Below are 14,378 nucleotides of genomic sequence, written 5' to 3' on the forward strand. Positions count from 1 at the left end.
AATCGGCCTCTCGATCACGTGACCAAGACCCCCGCCGTGTCCCTCTTAGAAACCGCGCCTGCCGCCGCACGCCGTGCGCGCAAGAACACCGGGCGCGTCACATTGAGCGACCTTGCCAAGCTTGTGGGCGTGACCAAGGTGACGGTGTCACGCGCGCTGAACACGCCGGAGCTGGTATCGAGCGACACGCTGGAACGCGTGCGCGCAGCGGTGCGGCAGACGGGCTATACGCCGGACCTGGTGGCCGGATCACTGGCGTCCAACCGCAGCCGGTTGATCGTCGCGCTCATCCCCACGATTGCGGGCAGCGTGTTCCAGGAAACGGTTGCCGCACTCACCACGGAACTCGCGGCGGCGGGCTATCAATTGCTGATCGGTCAGAGCGGCTATGACGAATCACGCGAAGATGCGCTGCTCGATGCCATCGTCGGACGGCGCCCTGCGGGCATCGTGCTGACCGGCGTGGTGCATTCGGCCAGCGTACGGCAAAAGCTGCTGGCCGCCGGCGTGCCGGTGGTGGAAACGTGGGACATCACGCGCAACCCGCTGGACATGCTCGTGGGCTTCTCACACCAGAAGGTGGGGCAAGCGGCGGCGCGCTATCTGAAGCAGCGCGGCGCAAAGCACCCCGCCGTCGTCACGCCGAGCGACCGCCGCGCACAGGCACGCGCGCAAGCCTTCGTGAAGGCGTTCGGCCCGGATATCGACATTCCCGTGATTGCCGCTGAATCCCCCGCCAACCTGGGCGATGGCCGGCGTGCGTTGGGCGAATTGCTCGCGCAGCATCCGGACACCGACGCCATCTTCTGCGGCGCCGACATCCTCGCGCTCGGGGTGCTGATGGAAGCGGAACATCGCGGCGTTGCCGTGCCCGGGCAACTCCGCGTGGTCGGCTACGGCGACCAGGTGTTCGCCAAGGACACCACGCCTGCGCTTACGACAATCCGCATCGACGGCACGGGCATCGGCAAGCTGGCGGCAACGTTGCTGATCGATCGCATCGAACACGGCGATGAAGAACGCCGCACGGTCGACGTGGGCTTCACACTCGTTGAGCGCGACAGCGCGTAGCGTTCACGCAGACGCCGCTTCCGCATCGAGCGGAAACACGGGCCGCTGCACCTTCGCAAACGGAAAGCGCGCGTAGTCCGAACTCGTCACGCCGCCGCCATCGCACTCCACCACGGCTTTTGCGATGGGCACGAACACGGGACGGCAATACATGCGCGACTTCAGCAGCACGAAGCGCGCGGCATGCGGGTCCACGCCGATGTGCGTGAAGATGCCGAGGTCCCAATGCTCCTGCGGCGTCTCGGTGACGACCACCTGCGCCGCGCCAATGTCCAGCAGCGCCGTGCGCCCCATGCGGATGCGCTGCCCGGTGTAGGTCGGCCCCGTGATCGTGTATTCACCGTCGCTGATGGCGACGACCTTACCCGTCAGCGCACGCGGCACCGGGTAGATGCCCAGCTGCGCAAGCGGCACCTTGTCGCCCACGGGCAGCGTGACGGTGGCGCCAACGCCGGCCTCGATCATTGCGGTGACGGCCTCGGGGTCGCACACCGGCCCGACGGCGATGCCGCTCAAGCCTTGCTTCAACGCTTCGTGCAAGACGTGCATGTCATCGCACGTGCCGCCGGACATGCAGTTGTCGCCGTGGTCGAGCAGCAGCACCGGGCCGCTGCCCGGAGCGTCTGCCAACTTGGCCGCGCGCGCGATCGATTCGGTCAGCGGTTCAGAGCGGTAGACGAACCCTTCGCGGTCGGCCCAGATGGCATCGGCAATGCGTTGCGCCGCAGCGTCCGCAGCGTGCTTGTCGCCGTTGCCAACCACCACGATGGAAAGGCACGGCGCAGCAATGTCCGCCAGCCCGAACCCGGCCAGGATCGACACGGCCAGCATGCCGTCCTTCTCCGCCTGCTTGGCCAACGCCAGGGCGCGGTGCATCGCGCCTTCATCGGTGCGGCTGCGCAGCGTGTGCGTGACCAGCGGCAAGCGGCGCCACGCGAGCACGGGGCGCGCACGGCCGGCCAGCTTGTCGAACAGCAAGCGGCCGGCGTGCTCGCCGGTTTCGTACATGTCGACGTGCGGATACGTCTTGAAGCTGACTGCGATGTCGGCCAGGTCGATGAACTTCTGTGTGAGATTGCCGTGCAGATCCAGTGCGACGGCAATCGGCACATCGGGCACGACCGCGCGCAGGCGTTCGAGCAGATCACCTTCGCCGTCGTCGCTGTTCTCCGCGACCATCGCGCCATGCAGATCGAGCAGCAGCGCATCGCACCCCGGCGCAGCCGCGACGATGGCGTCGCACAACGTGGTGTACGCCTCGGCAGCGACGCGTCCGCTGGGGTTGGCCCCGGCAACGACGGGCACGACGATTTCCGCGCCCGCCGCCTCTGCCAGTTCGATGAACGCACCGGCCGCCGTGCGCGTGCCCTTGGCGGCGCGGTACGCGTCGGCACCGTAGTGCGGATGGAACGATGCCAGCGGCGTCGGCACCGGCGAGAACGTATTCGTCTCGTGATTGAAGCGAGCGATCAGGATGCGCATGGGCGGTCGGGGGATGGTGTCAAACGCGGCCGGCGGCCTGCAGCATCGCGTGCAGCAGCACGTTGCAGCCGGCCTCCAGATGTTCGGGGCGGGCGTCTTCGATCTCGTTGTGGCTGATGCCGTCCTTGCACGGCACGAAGATCATCGCCGTGGGGGCCACACGCGCAAGGTAGACCGCGTCATGGCCCGCCCCGCTGATCACGTCCATCTCCGACAATCCGAGTTGGCGCGCACCCCTGCGCACCGCATTCACCAGCGCGGCGTCGAACGGCTGCGGCGGGAAGTAGACGACCTGGCGCAATGCGATGTCGATGCCGCTGCGTGTGCGCAACTCCGCCACCGCCTCATGCAGTGCCGCATCCATGTCGGACAACACCGCGTCGTCGGCCGCGCGGAAGTCGATCGTCATCGATACCTGGCCCGGAATCACGTTGCGCGAATCCGGATGCACGCTCAGACAGCCCACCGTGGCGCGCGCATGCGGTGGGCGCTCCAGCGCGATGCGGTTGGCAATGCCGACCAGCTCCGCCGCGGGCAGCAACGCATCGCGGCGCAGCTCCATCGGCGTGGGCCCGGCGTGCGCCTCCATGCCGGTCAAGACCACGTCGTACCAGCGCTGGCCAAGCGCGCCCGTCACCACGCCGATCGTCGTGGCATGCGCCTCCAGCACCGGCCCTTGTTCGATATGCGCTTCGAAGTAGGCTCCCACGGCCCGGCCGCCAACCGGTTCGGTGCCGGCGTAACCGATACTGCGCAGCGCCTCGCCCACAGCCACGCCGTCGCGGTCCTGCGCGGCCAACACGGCGTCCAGCGCGAACTCGCCGATGAACGCACCGGAGCCCATCATCACCGGCACGAAGCGCGAACCTTCTTCGTTGGTCCACACGGCCACTTCAATGGGCGCTTCGGTTTGAACACCCGCGTCGTTGAGCGTGCGCACGACTTCGATGCCAGCGAACACGCCGTAGTTGCCGTCGAATTTGCCGCCAGTGGGCTGCGTGTCGATGTGGCTGCCAGTCATGACGGGTGGCAGCGCGTTGTTGCGCCCCGGCCGGCGCGCGAAGAGGTTGCCGATGGCGTCCACACGCACGGTGCAGCCTGCGGCTTCGGCCTGCGCAACGAAGAAGTCGCGGCCTTGCCGGTCGAGATCGGTCAGTGCGAGGCGGCGCACGCCACCTTTGGGCGTCGCGCCAATGCTGGCCTGCTGCATGAGCGTGTCCCACAGGCGCGCGCCGTTGATGCGCAAAGTGGTATCGAGTTGGGTGGTCGTCATGATGCGTACGTTTAAGCGGCCAGGCCGACGCCAAGGTAGCGGTCCTTGATGGCGTCGTCGGCGCGGAAGGCTTCGTTGGTGCCGGTGTAGACCACGCGGCCCTGTTCGATGATCACGTGGCGATCGGCGAGCTGCGTGCAGACTTCGAGGTTCTGTTCGACGAGCAGGATGGATACGCCCGCCTGCTTGATGACCTTCAGCTGCGCGACGATCTCTTCGACGATGACGGGCGCCAGGCCCTCCACCGGCTCGTCCAACATCAGCAGGCGCGGGTGGTTCATCAGCGCGCGGCCAATAGCCAGCATCTGCTGTTCGCCACCGGAGAGGTTGGCACCACCGTTGCGCCGCCGCTCGTGCAGGCGCGGGAAGATGCGGTAGATGTCGGCCAGCTGCCACGGAGAATCGCGCCGCGCGCCGAGCTTCAGGTTCTCTTCCACTGTCAGCAGCTTGAAGATGCCGCGATGCTCGGGCACGAGGCACAAACCCTGCGCGGCAATGCGATGCGCCGGCTGGCCGGCAATGTCCCTCTCGCGAAAGCGCACATGTCCGCGCGGCGCCACCACACCGGCGACCGCCTTGAGCGTGGTCGACTTGCCCGCGCCATTGCGGCCGAGCAGTGTCACCAGTTCGCCCTCGCCCACCGATAGCGCCACGCCCTGCAGCACGTGGCTCTTGCCGTAATAGCCGTGGAGGTCTGCAACGTCGAGAATCGCCGTTGTCGTCATTTCTTGCCTCCCGTGATCATGTTGCCGAGATATGCGGCACGCACGCGCGGGTCCGCTCGTACGGCGTCGGGCGTGCCTTCCATCAGCACCTTGCCCTGTTGCATGACGGTGATCGTGTCGGAGATGTCCATCACGATGTCCATGTTGTGTTCGATCAGCACGACGGTATGGTCTTGCGCCAAACCGCGAATGAGCGCCTTCATAGCGGGCAAATCGTCTACGCCCATGCCGGAGGTGGGTTCGTCGAGGAAGATCGCGCGCGGGTTGGCGGCCAGTGCCATGCCGACCTCCAGCCGGCGTTGCTGGCCATGCGAGAGCGCGGCGGCCGGCGTATCGGCCAGGCGCGGCAATTCAAGCCGATCAAGCACGCGGTCGACCGTATCGGTGCACGCCAGATCCCCCTGTGGCAGGCGCCAGCCGTGCATGGCACGACGCGGCGTGGTACCGAGTGCGGCGAGGCGCAGGTTCTCGCGCACGGACAAGCTCGGGAACAGGCTCGTCACCTGGAACGAACGCGCAATGCCGCGCTGCACGCGCTGGAAGTCGGCCTCGCGCGTCACGTCGTGGCCATCGAAGACGATGGTGCCGCTGGTGATCATGCGCGTGCCCGTGAGCATGTGGAACAGCGTGGTCTTGCCCGCGCCGTTCGGGCCGATGACGGAGTGCACGGTGCCGGGCATCACACGTAGATCGACGCCGCCCAGTGCGGTGAACTTGCCGTACTGCTTGACGATGCCGGTGGCTTGCAGGATGGGCGTGGTGGTCATGCGCGTTCCTCCTGCACCGCCGGTGCATTACGCGTTGCACGCACGCGTTGCCACAGCTTCTGCCCGAGCCCGAACAGCCCGCGCTGCATGAACAAGCTCACCGCAATCAGCAGGAAGCCGAGCAGCATGAGCCAGCGCGGCCACAACGTAGAAAGCCAATCCGAAAGCAGCACATAGAATGCCGCGCCCAGCACCGAGGCAAACACGTTGCCCGTACCGCCGATGACGGTCATCACCAGAATCATCTCGCTGACGTGGTAGTCGATATTGGCCAGCGGCGCGATGCCCGTGAGCATGGCGTGCAGTGCACCGGCCAGCCCGGTCACCGCGCCCGAGATGACGAACGCCAGCAGCTTGAACGCGCGCACGTTGTAGCCGACAGCAAGCGCACGTTCTTCGTTGTCGCGAATCGCCAGGAGTGTGCGGCCGAATACCGATTCCGTCACGCGCTGCACCAGGAAGAACACAACAAGGAACAGCACCGCCACAAACGCGTAGAACGCCCAGGGTGAGCCCGCAAACGCCGGGCGCGGAATGTCGAGCAGGCCGTTATCCCCGCCCGTGAGTGACGGCGTGGTGTAGGCCAGGAAATAGAACATCTGAGAGAAGGCCAGCGTGAGCATGACGAAGTAGGTGCCGCGCTGGCGGATGGCAAACCAGCCGACCACCGCCGCCACGATCGCACCGACCACAACGGCCAAAACAAGCGCCACAGGCATCGGGAGCGACAGCTGCGTGAGGCCGATGCCCACGGCATAGCTGCCCAGCCCGAAGAAGATGCCCTGCCCGAACGACAGCAGCCCCGTGTAGCCGAGCAGCAGGTTGCAGGCCATGACGGCCATCGCATAGACGAGCACTTCGGTGGCCAATGTGCCTGACGTCAGCACCAGCGGCAGCAACAGCGTCACGCTCAGCGCCAGCCACCAGAAGCGGTAGCGCGAGAGTCCATGGAATGCGGCTTGCATCATCCCCTCCCCAGCAGGCCATGCGGGCGCAGCAGCAGCACGGCTGCCATCGCCACGTAGATCATCAACCGCGCGCCCTCGGGCCACAGCGTGCTCATCAGGCTCTGCACGATGCCCACCAGCAGGCCGCCGACCAGCGCGCCCGCGAAGCTGCCCATGCCACCCACCACCACCACAACGAAGGCAACGCCGAGGGCCTCCACGCCCATGAAGGGCTCCGCGCCACGAATGGGCGCCGCCAGCACACCGGCCACCGCCGCCGTAGCCGCGCCCAGCGCGAACATCAGACTGAACAGGCGGAACACGTTGATACCGAGCAGCGACACCATCTCGGTCGATTCGCTACCTGCGCGCACCGCACTGCCCAGCCGCGTGCCTTCCAGCAGCCACCACAGCCCGAGCGCCAGCACGGCGGTAAAACCGATCACGAAGAGGCGGTACTTCGGATAGACGAAATCGCCCCACATCACAACGCCCTGCAGCGCATCGGGCGCCGGCACATCCACGCCCAGCGGCCCCCACGCCACAATGATCAGTTCCTGCACCACCAGCGCCAGCCCCACGGTGATGACGATGTGGAACTCGTGCGCCTGCGCATACACATGGCGCAGCAGCACCTTCTCCGTCACCCAGGCAAGCGCGCCGATGACGATGGGCGCGAGCACAAGCGCCAGCCAGAAATTCATGCCCATCTGCAGGGCCTGAAAGCAGAGATACGCACCCAGCGCATAGAACGCGCCGTGGGCGAAATTGACGAAGCGCAACAGCCCGAAGATGATCGACAGCCCTACCGCCAGCAGGAAGTAGAGCATGCCGATCCCCACGCCGTTGACGACCTGGAGCAGGTAGACGTTCATTGCGTTGATCGAAATGGCACTCAGGAAGACAGGCGCCCGTGCTTCAGCAACTGAAGCCGGGCGAGAGGCAGATCAGACCCTCAGGCCAGCTTGCACTGCGTCTGTTCAATCGGCAGGAACGCCTTGCCGACGGCAACCACTTCAGCGAAGTCGTCCTTGTCCTTCATGCGGCTCTTGGGCTTGCCCTTGAGCAGGTAGTAGTTCTTGAGCACTTGGTGGTCGGCCGCGCGAATCTCTTCCGGACCCGTCAGGCCGTCATACTTCATGCCCTGCAGCGCGGCGATCACAGCCTTCGGATCGGCGCTGCCAGCCTTGGCCATCGCGTCGAGCAAGATCTTCGTGCAGGTGTACGAGCCTGCAAGGCTGTAGTTCGGGTTGGATTTGAACGCGGCCTGCGTGCGTTTCACCAGATCGCGGTTCGCAGGCGTATCGACGTCGTGCCAGTACTGCGCACCGAAGTACACGCCGTCGCACAGGTCGGCGCCCAGCGATTCGAACTGCTCCAGGCCCGATGCCCACGCCACCAGGATCGTCGTGTTCTTCTTCATGCCGAAGCTCACCGCCTGGCGCAGCGTGTCGGAAGATTGCGAGCCGAAGTTCAGGATCAGCAGCACGTCCGGCTTGGCGGCCATCGCGTTGGTCAGGTAGCCGCTGAATTCCTTCTCGGTGAGCGCGTGATAGCTGTTGCCCACATGCTCGATGCCCTTTTCCTTGAAGATGTTCTTGGCAGCTGACAACAGCCCATCGCCAAAGACGTATTGCGGCGTGATGGTGTACCAGCGCTTGGCTTTGGGCATCGATTCGATCAGCGGGCGCACGGTGCGCTCGATGGCGCCGTACGTGGGCACCGACCAGCGGAAGGTCGCGCGGTTGCAGTCCTTGCCGGTGATTTCATCGGCGCCCGCGGTGGTGATGAACACGCCGCCAAACTTCTCTGCCTCTTTGCCCATCGCCAGCGACTCCGACGACAGGATGCCGCCCGCGAAGTAGCGCGCGTTCTTCTGCTGCGCGAGTTCCTGCACCTTGCGCACAGCGGTGGCCGGCTTGCCCTCGGTGTCGAGCACGCTGTACGCCAGCGGCCGCCCGAGCACCTTGCCGTATTGCTCCACGGCCAGCTTCATGCCCAGGTCGGCGAACTTGCCGTTGGCAGCAAACGGACCAGACATCGGCACCGGGCAGCCCAGTTCGATGGCATCCGCCGCCAACGCAAGGCGGGCCTGCAGCAGCGACGCGGGCACGGCGGACAGCGCCGCCAGTTTGAGCAAGTCTCGACGATTCAAAGCGCACTCCTTGGGGTTCGTGTATGGGACACAACAAGCGCCTGGAGCCACCTGGGGCGGCTTCCTCCTAGCCTGACCGGCGAGGTTTTCGCCGACGGTAGCGTCGAGCAAGAACCAGACCAGTTTCTTATATTTGTTATGATAAATAGGCGAAATCATCATAGAAGCCGCGTCCACGCCGCGTCAACGACGAAGAGGTCGGTGTTTACGCCAAGGTGTGCGTGATGAAGATGCCGGGTGACGATGCGGGAATGCGGTGCGTGCGCACGATCGAAGGGCATGCATGCACCACGCCGGACAGCCGGGTGACACACCCCTGAAGTTAGAATGCGCGCAACAAGGAACGGACATCCATGGCCACACTCGGACCAGGCAAGACGGCGTCGATCGGCATCCGCAAGCAGAAGCGCGCCGACCTCGTGGCCGAAGAACTCAAGCGGCTGATCACGCAGCGCAACCTCAAGCCCGGCGACAAGCTCCCGCAGGAGATCAAGCTCCAGGAGACCTTCGGTGTGAGCAAAGGCACCATCCGCGAGGCGCTGAAATCATTGGAGGTGCAGGGTCTGGTGAGTGTGAGCACGGGGCCCGCCGGCGGCGGCACCATCGTCGAGGTCCCGTTGGACCGCACGTTCCAGCTCATGCAGAACTATCTGTTCTTCAAAGACATCGGGATTGCAGACGTGTACACCGTGCGTCGGCTGCTGGAGCCGGAGCTTGCCGCCGGTGCGGTGCCGCATCTGACCGAAGACGACTTCCGCGCGCTCGAGCACACCATCGATCTGTGCGACCCGGCTTCTGCCAAGGCCGCCGCACCGCTCGATCAGCGACAGGAAGACCTGAGCTTTCACGACATTCTGGCTGCGGCCAATCCCAACCCGATGTTGCGGTTCTGCTGCGAGCTGATCAACGAAATGATTCGGCAGCTTGTGGTGTTCGGCAATGAAACCTCACCGAAGGACCACGCCAAGTTCGGCGCGTCCAACGTCAAGTTCCACCGGCAGATTCTGGATGCAGCGCGCGCGCGCGACGCCGAGACTGTACGCGAACTCATGAGCACGCACATGGAAGATTGCACGCATCACGTCACGCGCATGAAGGGCCGCGTGCACGGCCGTCTTGTGCTCGACTCCGAGATGCCGCGCCGCAATCGACCGCAGCTGGACGACCACGACGACAGCGGCCACAGCGCGTGACGGCTCAGTAGGTCTTGTAGGGCAAAAACTTCCCGCTCATGACGATGCGAACGCGATCGCCCTTGGGATCGGGCTCGCGCGTGAGATCCATGTTGAAGTCGATCGCGCTCATGATGCCGTCGCCAAACTCTTCGTGGATCAGCGCCTTGAAGGTCGTGCCGTACACGCTGATGAGTTCATAGAAGCGATAGATCAGCGGATCCGTTGGCACCGCTGTGGGCAGCGACCCCTTGTACGGCGTCACCTGCAACAGCGCGATGGCCTCTTCGGGCAGATCCAGCGCTGTGCCAATGGCCTTTGCCTGCGCTTCGGTCAGCGTCATCTGGCCGAGCAACGCGGCGGTGCTCCATTCCTTGCTGTGGCCGATGACCTCGGCCAATTGCGTCCACGTCAGTTTCTTTTTGATTTTCTGCAGGACGATCAGATCAGTTACGTCTTCGCGTTGCATGGCGGCTCCCTGGGTTGGGTGAGAAAACAGCACGCGACATGAGCAAGGTCGATGCCAACCCGGGAACGCCGCCCCTTGAAGGGTTGCGCAATGACGGCCATGCCGCCATCGCGCTTCGGACGTCGACGCGAAGCGCGTCAGAACCAGTGCATGATCCCGGTGTACACGCCTTGCTGGCCAGAACCCGGGGCCGGCTTGCCGCCACCCGCCTCAACCGAGAAGGACGCATTGCTGCCGTTCATCACGGTACCGATGGTGCCGTACAGCAACGTGCGCTTCGAGAAGTAGTAGTTGGCGCCCACCGTCAGCAGCGTGCCGTTTCCGCCGCCCTGGTTGCGGTTCGCCCTGTATGCACCGCCGATCAGCGTCAAAGCCGGGGTGACCTGATAGTTGGCCCCCAGCCAGTAGGTTTGCTGGTGGGTCGCGCCGCTCGGGTTGTCCGCGTCCGCAACAGTAGCGCCGCCCGACTGGATACGGCTGTAGCCACCGAACAGCTTGAGGTCGCCGATCTGATACGTGCCACCTGCCGTGAACAAGCGGGAAGCGGTATAGAGGTTGGTGAACTCGCCGTTGGTGTCGCGAATTTCTTCGTAGAAGGCCTTAAGCATCAGCGGGCCATTCTGGTAGGCCATGGCGCCGGCAAGCTGCCTGCCAGCGTTGAAGTGCCCCGCCGTTCCGTTCAGGCCGGCTTGCGCGCGGAACGAGAAGCCACCCCAGGTCGGCGAGTTATAGGTGATCGCCTTTTGACGTGAGCCCCAGGTACGGTTGGCCTGCAGCGTCTCGGCGCCCATATTCTGCAGGCCCATCGGGTCAATCGACCATGTCTCGCCATCGGGAATGCCCATGGCCCGGCCGAGCAACAGCGTGCCGTATGTGGTGCTCGACAGCCCCACGACAGCGAAACGATTGAACAGCGCATCCGATGAACCCGAGCCGGAATTGAAGCCGTTCTCGAGGTTCATCACAGCAGACAGCCCGCCACCCAGATCCTCAGAACCCTTGAGGCCCCACATGCTGGTCCCCCACTGGTTGCCGCCGTACTGCAGGTTGCTGGCGGTGCCGTTCGCCGTCGCAATCTTGTTCGTGTAGTCGATGCCGCCGCCGACGCGGCCATACAGCGTGACACTGCTCTGAGCGGCAGCCAGGCCGCTAGTGGCTGCCAGCAGGGCTGCAGCGGCCGCGATGGCAATTCGCTGGGATGGGTTCTTGATACGCATAGCTTTCGTCTCCTCAATTTGGCGTTGTCTTTGTTCGTTCGAGCCGAGTCTCTTGGCGGGCCCGGACAGGAGAATGAGGAGAATTGACAGCGCTGTCAATGTAGGGAGTTGCCCTAGTTTTTAGCCAAGGCACGTCACTGCAAGGCGCCGGAGACGATCGCGTGTGATGGCTCGGACCTAGGGCAAATCCCGAGATTGACAGCGCTGTCAATTTTGACCATTCTGCAGTCCCAACCGGCCCGTGAACCGGATGCCGGTGCCGGCCAAAACGCCCTTGCGCGTGATGGCGACGAACCTCCATGTGCGCGAGCCGTCCTGCGGCTAGCCACAGAGCCGTCGATGTACTTCCGTCCTAATCTGCAGTACATCTTGCATCCGGACGGCACCAGCCAGAACAAGAACGCGTTCGTAATCGGGCTGACAGCCGGCATAGCGTTCTGAACGACAACATCAATGAAGAAGGAGACATTCATGCTTTCCCGCGTACTGAACACCATTGCCGCCGCCGCGGTCCTCACCTTCGCAGCCACTTCGGCCCACGCCAGCAAGGAAGCACCGGTGATCGGCTTCTCGATCGACGACCTGCGCGTGGAGCGCTGGACGCATGACCGCGATTACTTCGTCGAATCGGCCAAGAAGCTGGGCGCGACCGTCAACGTGCAGTCGGCCAACGCCAACGAAGCCAAGCAGATCGCCCAGATCGAAAACCTGATCGCCCAGAACGTCGACGTGCTCGTGATCGTGCCGTTCAACTCCAAGGTGCTGGGCAACGCCATTGCCAGCGCCAAGAAGAAGGGCATCAAGGTTGTGTCGTATGACCGCCTGATCCTGAACGCCGACGTTGACGGCTACGTCACCTTCGACAACGTGAAGGTGGGCGAGCTGCAGGCGCAGGGCGTGGTGAAGATCGCGCCGAAGGGCAACTACTTCCTGCTGGGCGGCGCCGCGACCGACAACAACGCGCGCCTGCTGCGCGAAGGCCAGATGAAGGTCCTCAAGCCGTACGTCGACAAGGGCGACATCAAGATCGTCGGCGAGCAGTGGACGCCGGAGTGGGACCCCTCCAAGGCGCAGAACATTGTTGAGAATGCGTTGACCGCAAACAACAACAACATCCAGGGCATCGTCGCATCCAACGACGGCACGGCCGGCGGCGCCATCCAGGCGCTGGCACGCCAGAAGCTGGCGGGCAAAGTGCCGGTGTCGGGCCAGGACGCCGATCTGGCCGCCGTGCGCCGCGTGGCTGAAGGTACGCAAGCCATGACGGTGTACAAGCCGATCAAGGAAATTGCCTCCACCGCAGCCGAGATGGCCGTCGATTTCGTGAAGGGCACAGCGCCGAAGTTCAATACCAAGCTGAACAACGGCAAGAAGGATGTCGACACCGTGCTACTGACCCCGACGCTGCTGACCAAGGACAACCTGGACAGCACCGTCGTCAAGGACGGCTTCTATACGCATCAGCAGATTTTCGGCAAGTAAGCAACCGGTGCAGCAGTCGGTCGTCGGTCACCGGCGGTCAGTGGTCAGTCGTAGTCAGTAGGAGAACGCCATGAGCAGTAACGGCACCCTGTTCGAGATGCGCAACATCGTGAAGTCATTCTCCGGTGTGCGCGCGCTCGACGGCGTCAGCCTGGCAGTGAAGCCGGGCGAGTGCGTCGGTTTGTGCGGGGAGAACGGCGCCGGGAAATCGACCCTCATGAAGGTGCTGTCGGGGGTCTACCCCTACGGCACCTTCGAAGGCGAGATCCTGTGGGAAGGTGAGCCGCTGCACGCGCATTCCGTGCGTGACAGCGAGCGCGCCGGCATCGTCATCATCCATCAGGAGCTGATGCTGGTGCAGCAGCTCTCCGTGACGGAGAACATCTTCCTCGGCAACGAGATCACCAAGCCGGGGGGCCGCATGGACTACGACGCCATGCACGCCAAAGCGGAAGAACTGCTCGCCCGACTGCGTCTGACCGATGTGAACGTGGCCGCGCCCGTGATGAACTACGGCAGCGGCCACCAGCAGCTTTTCGAGATTGCCAAGGCGCTCGCCAAAAACGCGCGCCTGCTGATCCTGGACGAGCCGACGTCATCGCTGTCCGCCAAGGAAATCGAGGTGCTGCTGTCGATCATTGACGACATCAAGCGCAGCGGCGTGGCGTGCGTGTACATCTCGCACAAGCTCGATGAGGTCAAGCGCGTGTGCGATACCGTCACCGTCATCCGCGACGGCAAGCACATCGGCACGCGCCCCGCCGCCGACATGACCATCGACAACATCATCACGATGATGGTCGGCCGCGAAATGACATCGCTCTTCCCCAAGGTGGAACACACCGTAGGCGAAGTGGTGATGGAAGCGCGCAACGTCACCTGCTGGGATGTCACCAACCCCAACCGCAAGCGCACCGACAACGTGAGTTTTGCCGTGCGCCGCGGTGAGATTCTCGGCATTGCCGGCCTGGTGGGCGCCGGGCGTACGGAGATGGTGTCCGCGCTGTTCGGCGCTTACCCTGGCCGCTCCAGCGCCGAGATCATCATGGACGGCAAGCCGGTCAAGGTCGGCACGCCCGCACAGGCGATTGCCAACGGTATCTGCCTGGTGCCCGAAGACCGCAAGCGCCACGGCATCGTCCCGCTGATGGCCGTGGGCGAGAACATCACGCTTGCCACGCTGGCTCAGTACGCGCGCGGTTTGCGTGTCGACAAGGGCGCCGAACTCACCACCGTCGACCGCGAAATCAAACGCCTGCGCATCAAGACCGCAAGCCCCGCACTGGCGATTGCCAGCCTATCCGGCGGCAACCAGCAGAAGGCCGTGGTCACGAAGATGGTGCTGGCGATGCCGAAGGTGCTCATCCTCGATGAGCCGACGCGCGGTGTCGACGTTGGCTCTAAATACGACATCTACAAGATGATTGCCGACCTCGCCGCCAGCGGCGTGGCGATCATCATGGTCTCTTCCGAGATGCCGGAAATCCTTGGCATGAGCGATCGTGTCCTGGTCATCGGCGAAGGCCAGTTGCGTGGCGACTTCGTCAATCAAGGCCTGACCCAGGAGCGCATCCTGGCTGCTGCAATCAACGCTGAACCCGGCCGCCAAGCGGCTTGA

At 64.2% G+C, this 14,378-nt stretch carries 14 protein-coding genes; 5 read left to right on the top strand and 9 right to left on the bottom strand.

Annotation, left to right across the window (positions count from 1 at the left end):
* Positions 1-18 precede the first annotated feature (18 nt).
* The gene (locus tag ACEN9T_RS05435; RefSeq protein ID WP_092970894.1) at positions 19-1,071 is read left to right on the top strand and encodes a LacI family DNA-binding transcriptional regulator; all 1,053 of its coding nucleotides are present in this window, start codon (positions 19-21) and stop codon (positions 1,069-1,071) included.
* 3 nt (positions 1,072-1,074) lie between these two features.
* Here ACEN9T_RS05435 and ACEN9T_RS05440 read toward each other — a convergent pair whose 3' ends face one another.
* The 7 genes from ACEN9T_RS05440 to ACEN9T_RS05470 all read right to left on the bottom strand — a co-directional run bounded on the left by ACEN9T_RS05440 (position 1,075) and on the right by ACEN9T_RS05470 (position 8,420).
* Complete coding sequence (locus ACEN9T_RS05440; protein ID WP_413705737.1) at positions 1,075-2,553, bottom strand: M81 family metallopeptidase; 1,479 nt, start codon at positions 2,551-2,553, stop codon at positions 1,075-1,077.
* 19 nt (positions 2,554-2,572) lie between these two features.
* Positions 2,573-3,826, bottom strand: coding sequence for a Zn-dependent hydrolase (locus tag ACEN9T_RS05445; protein WP_413705738.1), 1,254 nt, complete (start codon positions 3,824-3,826; stop codon positions 2,573-2,575).
* Between the two features lie 11 nt (positions 3,827-3,837).
* Complete coding sequence (locus ACEN9T_RS05450; RefSeq protein ID WP_413705739.1) at positions 3,838-4,551, bottom strand: ABC transporter ATP-binding protein; 714 nt, start codon at positions 4,549-4,551, stop codon at positions 3,838-3,840.
* Positions 4,548-5,318, bottom strand: a complete 771-nt coding sequence (locus tag ACEN9T_RS05455) for an ABC transporter ATP-binding protein (protein ID WP_092970890.1) — start codon at positions 5,316-5,318, stop codon at positions 4,548-4,550. Before ACEN9T_RS05455 ends, ACEN9T_RS05450 begins: the two co-directional genes overlap by 4 nt.
* Positions 5,315-6,283, bottom strand: a complete 969-nt coding sequence (locus ACEN9T_RS05460; RefSeq protein WP_413706601.1) for a branched-chain amino acid ABC transporter permease — start codon at positions 6,281-6,283, stop codon at positions 5,315-5,317. Before ACEN9T_RS05460 ends, ACEN9T_RS05455 begins: the two co-directional genes overlap by 4 nt.
* Entirely contained in the window at positions 6,283-7,140 is an 858-nt protein-coding gene (locus ACEN9T_RS05465) for a branched-chain amino acid ABC transporter permease (protein ID WP_092970888.1), read from the bottom strand. The genes ACEN9T_RS05460 and ACEN9T_RS05465 overlap by 1 nt, the downstream gene beginning before the upstream one ends.
* A gap of 80 nt (positions 7,141-7,220) precedes the next feature.
* Positions 7,221-8,420 (bottom strand): ABC transporter substrate-binding protein, encoded by a 1,200-nt coding sequence (locus ACEN9T_RS05470; protein ID WP_092970887.1) that lies wholly within the window; start codon positions 8,418-8,420, stop codon positions 7,221-7,223.
* Positions 8,421-8,773: 353 nt separating this feature from the next.
* On the opposite strand from ACEN9T_RS05470, the gene ACEN9T_RS05475 reads away from it, so the two are divergent.
* Positions 8,774-9,613 carry a FadR/GntR family transcriptional regulator gene (locus ACEN9T_RS05475; protein WP_092970886.1) on the top strand — a complete coding sequence of 280 codons (840 nt, stop codon included), beginning with the start codon at positions 8,774-8,776 and terminating at the stop codon, positions 9,611-9,613.
* 4 nt (positions 9,614-9,617) lie between these two features.
* Here ACEN9T_RS05475 and cynS read toward each other — a convergent pair whose 3' ends face one another.
* Positions 9,618-10,061, bottom strand: a complete 444-nt coding sequence (gene cynS, locus ACEN9T_RS05480; RefSeq protein WP_092970885.1) for a cyanase — start codon at positions 10,059-10,061, stop codon at positions 9,618-9,620.
* A 137-nt stretch (positions 10,062-10,198) separates the two neighbouring features.
* Positions 10,199-11,278 (bottom strand): porin, encoded by a 1,080-nt coding sequence (locus ACEN9T_RS05485; protein ID WP_045205679.1) that lies wholly within the window; start codon positions 11,276-11,278, stop codon positions 10,199-10,201.
* Positions 11,279-11,617: 339 nt separating this feature from the next.
* On the opposite strand from ACEN9T_RS05485, the gene ACEN9T_RS05490 reads away from it, so the two are divergent.
* The 3 genes from ACEN9T_RS05490 to ACEN9T_RS05500 all read left to right on the top strand — a co-directional run bounded on the left by ACEN9T_RS05490 (position 11,618) and on the right by ACEN9T_RS05500 (position 14,378).
* Entirely contained in the window at positions 11,618-11,719 is a 102-nt protein-coding gene (locus tag ACEN9T_RS05490) for a carbohydrate porin (protein WP_139219350.1), read from the top strand.
* 30 nt (positions 11,720-11,749) lie between these two features.
* Positions 11,750-12,760: a D-xylose ABC transporter substrate-binding protein gene (xylF, locus tag ACEN9T_RS05495; protein ID WP_024977997.1), complete on the top strand. Its 1,011-nt coding sequence runs from the start codon at positions 11,750-11,752 to the stop codon at positions 12,758-12,760.
* 70 nt (positions 12,761-12,830) lie between these two features.
* Positions 12,831-14,378, top strand: coding sequence for a xylose ABC transporter ATP-binding protein (locus ACEN9T_RS05500; RefSeq protein ID WP_413705740.1), 1,548 nt, complete (start codon positions 12,831-12,833; stop codon positions 14,376-14,378).

The organism is Ralstonia sp. Ralssp110, assembly GCF_047325135.1.
Lineage (GTDB): Bacteria > Pseudomonadota > Gammaproteobacteria > Burkholderiales > Burkholderiaceae > Ralstonia > Ralstonia mojiangensis.

What these genes read in the sequence shown, in the direction of transcription:
- ACEN9T_RS05490 (WP_139219350.1), top strand. Translation starts at nt 11,618, where the DNA reads ATGTACTTCCGTCCTAATCTGCAGTACATCTTGCATCCGGACGGCACC.
- cynS (WP_092970885.1), bottom strand. Translation starts at nt 10,061, where the DNA reads ATGCAACGCGAAGACGTAACTGATCTGATCGTCCTGCAGAAAATCAAA.
- ACEN9T_RS05500 (WP_413705740.1), top strand. Translation starts at nt 12,831, where the DNA reads ATGAGCAGTAACGGCACCCTGTTCGAGATGCGCAACATCGTGAAGTCA.
- ACEN9T_RS05460 (WP_413706601.1), bottom strand. Translation starts at nt 6,283, where the DNA reads ATGCAAGCCGCATTCCATGGACTCTCGCGCTACCGCTTCTGGTGGCTG.
- ACEN9T_RS05445 (WP_413705738.1), bottom strand. Translation starts at nt 3,826, where the DNA reads ATGACGACCACCCAACTCGATACCACTTTGCGCATCAACGGCGCGCGC.
- ACEN9T_RS05450 (WP_413705739.1), bottom strand. Translation starts at nt 4,551, where the DNA reads ATGACGACAACGGCGATTCTCGACGTTGCAGACCTCCACGGCTATTAC.
- ACEN9T_RS05485 (WP_045205679.1), bottom strand. Translation starts at nt 11,278, where the DNA reads ATGCGTATCAAGAACCCATCCCAGCGAATTGCCATCGCGGCCGCTGCA.
- ACEN9T_RS05465 (WP_092970888.1), bottom strand. Translation starts at nt 7,140, where the DNA reads ATGAACGTCTACCTGCTCCAGGTCGTCAACGGCGTGGGGATCGGCATG.
- ACEN9T_RS05440 (WP_413705737.1), bottom strand. Translation starts at nt 2,553, where the DNA reads ATGCGCATCCTGATCGCTCGCTTCAATCACGAGACGAATACGTTCTCG.
- ACEN9T_RS05455 (WP_092970890.1), bottom strand. Translation starts at nt 5,318, where the DNA reads ATGACCACCACGCCCATCCTGCAAGCCACCGGCATCGTCAAGCAGTAC.
- ACEN9T_RS05475 (WP_092970886.1), top strand. Translation starts at nt 8,774, where the DNA reads ATGGCCACACTCGGACCAGGCAAGACGGCGTCGATCGGCATCCGCAAG.
- xylF (WP_024977997.1), top strand. Translation starts at nt 11,750, where the DNA reads ATGCTTTCCCGCGTACTGAACACCATTGCCGCCGCCGCGGTCCTCACC.